Source organism: Paenarthrobacter sp. CM16 (assembly GCF_013179505.1).
Classification (GTDB): Bacteria; Actinomycetota; Actinomycetes; order Actinomycetales; family Micrococcaceae; genus Arthrobacter.
On record NZ_JABMCX010000303.1, the window covers coordinates 1 to 5,461 of the forward strand.

General features: G+C 65.8%; 4 protein-coding genes. 1 reads left to right on the plus strand and 3 read right to left on the minus strand.

Translation table 11 applies throughout. The annotated features are described in order from the left end of the window. Window positions 1-292: 292 nt before the first annotated feature. Window positions 293-1,243: an A/G-specific adenine glycosylase gene (locus tag HP499_RS20175; RefSeq protein WP_172325919.1), complete on the minus strand. Its 951-nt coding sequence runs from the start codon at window positions 1,241-1,243 to the stop codon at window positions 293-295. A gap of 115 nt (window positions 1,244-1,358) precedes the next feature. On the opposite strand from HP499_RS20175, the gene HP499_RS20180 reads away from it, so the two are divergent. Further along, window positions 1,359-2,042, plus strand: coding sequence for a hypothetical protein (locus tag HP499_RS20180; RefSeq protein ID WP_172325920.1), 684 nt, complete (start codon window positions 1,359-1,361; stop codon window positions 2,040-2,042). Window positions 2,043-2,078: 36 nt separating this feature from the next. On the opposite strand, the gene disA is transcribed toward HP499_RS20180, so the two are convergent. Both disA and atzF read right to left on the minus strand, forming a co-directional pair. After that, window positions 2,079-3,155 (minus strand): DNA integrity scanning diadenylate cyclase DisA, encoded by a 1,077-nt coding sequence (gene disA / locus HP499_RS20185; RefSeq protein WP_172325921.1) that lies wholly within the window; start codon window positions 3,153-3,155, stop codon window positions 2,079-2,081. Between the two features lie 234 nt (window positions 3,156-3,389). Next, window positions 3,390-5,315: an allophanate hydrolase gene (atzF, locus tag HP499_RS20190; RefSeq protein ID WP_172325922.1), complete on the minus strand. Its 1,926-nt coding sequence runs from the start codon at window positions 5,313-5,315 to the stop codon at window positions 3,390-3,392. Window positions 5,316-5,461: the final 146 nt, after the last annotated feature.

Genomic DNA, 5,461 nt, shown 5'->3' on the forward strand with positions numbered 1-5,461 from the left:
TGCCATCCTGGCAGGCCTTGAGCCGAAGCGTCCCCACTTGGTCCGTGTACCCCGCTGCCACGGTCAGGGAAACTCCGGCTATCTGCCCAATGGCCGGGCAGGCCACTGCTTGGGGATAGCAGCCCGGAAGCAATGCTGCCGTTCCGGCAAGGGTCAACGCCACTGCGATTCTGCCCATGCTTCAGGGTAGGCCAGGGTTAATCGGCTTGGCCCGGTGCATGTGAAAGAAACACCTGCATTGTTACTGCCCGCTTGGTGGCGTTGCCGAACCGATACCGCCCCCCGCTGAACGCTAGGCCGGAAGCCGCAACCCGCCGTCGTGCATTTCTGCCAGGCCGTCAACCAACAGCCCATCCAGGGCGCGCTCGAGTTGCTCCGGCGCCGAGTTGAGCCGGTGCAGCGCGGCAAGCGGGATCCCGATACCGGAGGGTGCGAACCCCAGATCCGCCGGCGCTTGCTCGAACATTTCCCGGGGGACAGGGGCGGCAGCTTCGCGGAGGACGGCCATCACGGCGCCGCGGACCTGGCGGTCGGTGCCGTGCCAGGACTGGCCCTTGGGCGTGTACGACGGCGGTGGCTCACCCGCGGCAAGCCAGGCGCAGCTTGAGCGGACGGGACAGTCGGCGCACTTGGGGCTGCGGGCCGTGCACACCATGGCTCCCAACTCCATTACGGACGCGTTCCAACGGACGGACAGCTCCTGCCCGGCGGGGAGGAGTGACTCGGCCAGGCGCATTTCCGCCGCGGTCAACGCGGGAGCCGGGAGTGCGTTCCCCAGGATGAGCCGTGCATGGACCCGCCTGATGTTGGTGTCCACCACAGTTTCCCGCTGCCCAAAAGCGAAGGCGGCGACGGCGGCAGCTGTATAACTGCCGACGCCCGGCAAACCCAAAAGTCCCGCATGGTTGTCAGGGACGTTGCCGCCATGTTCTTCGCGGATGGCTACTGCTGCAGCGTGGAGCCGCAAGGCGCGGCGGGGATATCCAAGGCGACCCCAATGACGTACGGCTTCACCCGAAGGCTCCGCGGCGAGGTGGCCCGGCGTGGGCCAGCGCTCCATCCAGTCCCGCCATACCGGGAGCACCCGCACCACGGGAGTCTGCTGGAGCATGACTTCGCTGACCAGGATTCCCCACGCGCTACAGTCCGGCTCACGCCACGGCAGGTCCCTGGCGGTATCGGCGAACCACTGATCCAGGGCGCTGTGGAGCGCGGTGAGTTGGTGGGCATCGGGAAGTGTCATACTGCCCTCAACTGTAATGGAACCGCGGACCATGGCCGACGTCACACAGCCCCGGATTAGGGGCCTGCGGCGTGTAGGTTAGGTGCGCTGCGGGCCACGAGCCTAGCCTAGGACCATGGCCACCAAGGGTAAGCAGCAGTCCACCGCGCGCTCCTCAGCGCCGGGGAAGAGTGCTGCCCCCGCAAAAAAGCGCCGCCCGAGCCCTGCGGTGTATCGTCGCCGTCGCCAAGTGGTTTTCGGTGGGCTGCTGCTGGTGATCGCCTTGATCGTGGTCGCCGTCGTGTCCATTGGCGGTGCCATGGGTGGGCAGTCCGAACCGCAGGCGGTCAACACAGCCGGGCCGTCACAAGCGCCGACGCAGGGTAGTGTTCCGTCCGGGACCGCATCGCCGTCTGCATCGCCCACGCCCGTGTGCGACTTCAACCTCATGACGGTCGCCGCCAAGACCGATAAACCCGCCTACGGCCCTGAGGAAAAACCGCTGCTCACCATGACCATCACCAACGGTGGCACCGCCCCGTGCGAGGTCAATGTGGGGACATCCCAAATGGAGTACCTGGTGATGAGCGGCGCGGACCGTATTTTTTCGTCCAAGGACTGCCAAGCCGGTAGCGAGGACCTCATCAAGACCATCCAGCCCGGCAAGAGCGAGACCGCGAACTTCCCATGGCAGCGCAACCGCACACTGGAAGGCTGCGGGGCGATCAACGCCAAGCCAGGTGGCGGCGGCGCCTATTACACGTTTGAGGCCCGGCTGGGAAACAAGGCCAGCCCCAAGGCAGTCTTCCAGCTGAACTAGGTTCCGACTGGCCAGCGTCCGACGACGGCAGCCGGCTTAGAGGAAGCGGTCCAGCAAGCTGGCCTCGGCCATGCGGCTCAGGCCTTCGCGCACTGTGCGGGCACGCTGATCGCCAATGCCGTCCACTGTCATGAGGTCATCGATGGTGGCGGCCATCAGGTTCTGGAGCCCGCCGAAGTAGTCAACCAAGCGATCAGCCACAGCCTTGGGCACGGACTTCAAGCCCGAAAGCAGGCGGTAACCGCGCGGCTGGACAACGGCGTCCAACTGCTCCACGCCGCCGGCGAAACCGATGATGTGGGCGATGCGGCTAAGGTCGATCAGTTCGGTGGGGCCAAGGTTGAGGAGAGCCTGGACGGCTTCCTCAATTTCTTCGGGCGTGGCGTTGGGATCCGAATAATCCCGGATGATGACTTCGCTGCCCGGTCCGCGTCCCACCGTAAGTTCTTCAACCTGGAGTGACAGCAGGCGGCCGTCCTCACCGAGTTCCAGGACGTACTGTGCGATTTCCTCGGAGATGCGGCGGACCATTTCCTGCCGCTGCAAGGTGACGGCAACGTCCCTGACAGTGACCAGGGCCTCGATCTCCAGCGCAGAAAGGGAACTGGTGACCTGGTCCAGCCTGGCGCTGTACCGTTCCAGCGTTGCCAAGGCTTGGTTGGCGCGGGCCAGGACCTTCTCTGAGCCCTCCAGCACGTGGCGCAAACCGTTCACGTACAGCGCGATGATCTGCATGGACTGGCTGACGGAGATTACGGGAACGCCGGTCTGGATGGCCACGCGTTCAGCCGTGCGGTGCCGGGTGCCTGATTCCTGGGTTTCGATGCTTGAATCCGGGACCAGTTGGACAGCAGCGCGGACAATGTTGCTGGCGTCCTTGTCACAGATGATGGCACCATCCATCTTGGCCAGCTCGCGCAGGCGGGTGGGGGAGAAATCGATGCCTATATCGAACCCGCCGGAACAGATGGAATCGATGGTGCGGTCATAGCCCAGGACGATCAGGGCACCGGTCCGTCCCCGGAGGATGCGTTCCAGGCCATCACGCAGCGGAGTTCCGGGTGCGACTCTGGCCAAGGTCGCCTTGAGCGACTCTTCCGGGCTCCGGGCCATAGGGTTTCCCTTCGAAGGTGCAAGCCTCGGCTCACAGACATGCTGAATCCGGCGTCAGCGGAGCTCGCAAAAAATGCCCGAATGACGACAAGCACAATGATAGGGCTTCCGCGGACCGTTAACCGCACCAGCAAGCCCCAAAGTGGGTCATTTCGTGATGTTCGGCGGTGCCCGGAAAACGGTGGGGCGGCCAATTGGCGGATACCCTATTTCCGCCAATCGGCCGCCTGCCGTCTAATTCCGGCCGCGTCCGAGTCCAGTCAGAAGAGCCCCGCCGGCCTCGCGCCACAAGCCATGGCTTCCCGATCCGGCTGTGTTCTGTTCCAGATATTTAATCCAATCGCGGTACTCCGTAATATCCCGTCCTTCGGCCGCGGCCACGGCGTCACAGGCAAAACCCACGGCTTTGCTGCCATCATCCAGCGTGATGGATCCCAGCAGCATGGGTTCGGGCAGTTCAGCCAGGAAGGATCCCAGCGCTGCCTCGGAGAGCAGCCACCTCTCGGCCACGAGCCCGGCCCCGCGCGCTGATCGCACCACCCCCGGCTTGGGTGGCGTTGTCTCCAAGGCCACCATCCGGTACTGGGCCGCGGTGGTCACATGCCCGTCCCAGAACGCTCCCCGGTCTTCGAGTTGGGACGCCAGCGGCTGCCCTTTGCGATGCGCCCCCACCACTACAAGAGGTACGACGGCGGCTCCCGCAGCAACCGGCCAGGGAACCTCGGGCGCTAGGGACTTAGCCGCCGCGGCTCCCGCAGCTCTCGCGGCTCCCGCGGCTCCCGCAGCTCTCGCGGCGAACAGCTCGGGCAGCTCCGGGGTGAGCTCGATCCGCCGGGCAATGTCCGCGGCCACTCCGTCCTCGAACGTCCGGGCAACCACGGTGAGGCCGAACTGCGACTTACTGCGTGTTTCAATGCCGCTTGCGTCAACGCCTCCTGTTTCAACGCCGCCGCCCTCGGTGACGGTGCCCGCCGGTACCGCAACAGCGCTGAAGTCGAAGAGGTTGCAGAAATTGGTATAGGTGCCCATCCGGGAGTTGACCCCCATAGGATCGGCCGCCACCTCGGCAATCGTTGGGTGGAAAGGCGCTGTGGGAACAACCAAGGCGTCGAAGCCGTCCAGACGCTCCATGGCTTGGTACTTGAGTCGCTCCAAGGCCGCAGTGTCCGCAACGTATTGATGCGCGGGGACCTTGCCGGCGGCGCGGATGATGCCGGCGACTGTGGGGTCCAGCGTCGCGGCAACCCCGCCAATCGTCACCGAGTCAATAAAGCTGCCGACGGCGGCATAGCGTTCGGCCACCAATCCGCCGTCGTACAGCAGCCGGGCTGCCTGCAGGAAAACATCCAGCTCGATTGCTTCGGCCACCACCCCTGTTGCACGGAGCCGCTCAATCTGCGCCTGGAACGCCGCCGCCCACGCTTCGGGGAGGGCCGGTAGTGCGGCGGGATACGCCACCCGCGGAGTGGACGGCGCGGCGACCCTGACGTCCGTGGGCCAGGCGCGGCCCTCCCCAGCCATGATGCCCATGGCCAGTTCGGCAGTGGCGAGGTCCCGGGCAAAAATCGTGGCGGTATCCCAGGATCGGCATGCCGGGACCACGCCTTCGGTGGATACGACGCCCAGTGTCGGCTTGATGCCCACGATTCCCTGCAAAGCGGCTGGAACCCGGCCCGAACCTGCGGTGTCCGTGCCGATGGCAATGTCCACCAGACCCAAGGCCACCGCCACCGCGGAGCCTGAACTTGAGCCCCCCGAAATCCGGTCGGGTCGCCGTGAATCGCGGACGGCTCCGTACGGGCTCCGGGTTCCCACGAGTCCCGTGGCGAACTGGTCCAGGTTGGTAGCCCCAAGCACCAGCGCACCCGCTGCGCGAAGCCTGGCCACCGGCACCGCATCCCGGGTTGCTGTCCCGCCAAAGCCGGGGCACGCCGCCGTCGTGGTCATGCCGGCCACATCCACGTTGTTCTTCACGGCTAGCAACAGGCCGGCCAACGGCATATCCTCCCCGGCGGCCGTCGCGGCATCCAGCCGTGATGCTTCCGCGAGCAGCTCATCCCGCCCGCGCAGGTGGATCCAGATTTCAGGACGGTCGACGGCGTCAATCGCCTCGAGCGCGGCCAGGACGCGTTGCACTGTGCTTCCGTGACGCCCGGTCATGAGGAGCTCCCTTCCAGGACGAGGGCTGGTTCCCGGACCTCTGCAGGCTCCAGGACCACCAAGGCTTCGCCGGCCACTACCTGCGCGCCGGCCGAGGGCAGGACGCGATGCACGACGCCGTCCACGGGAGCCTGGATGACCGTCTC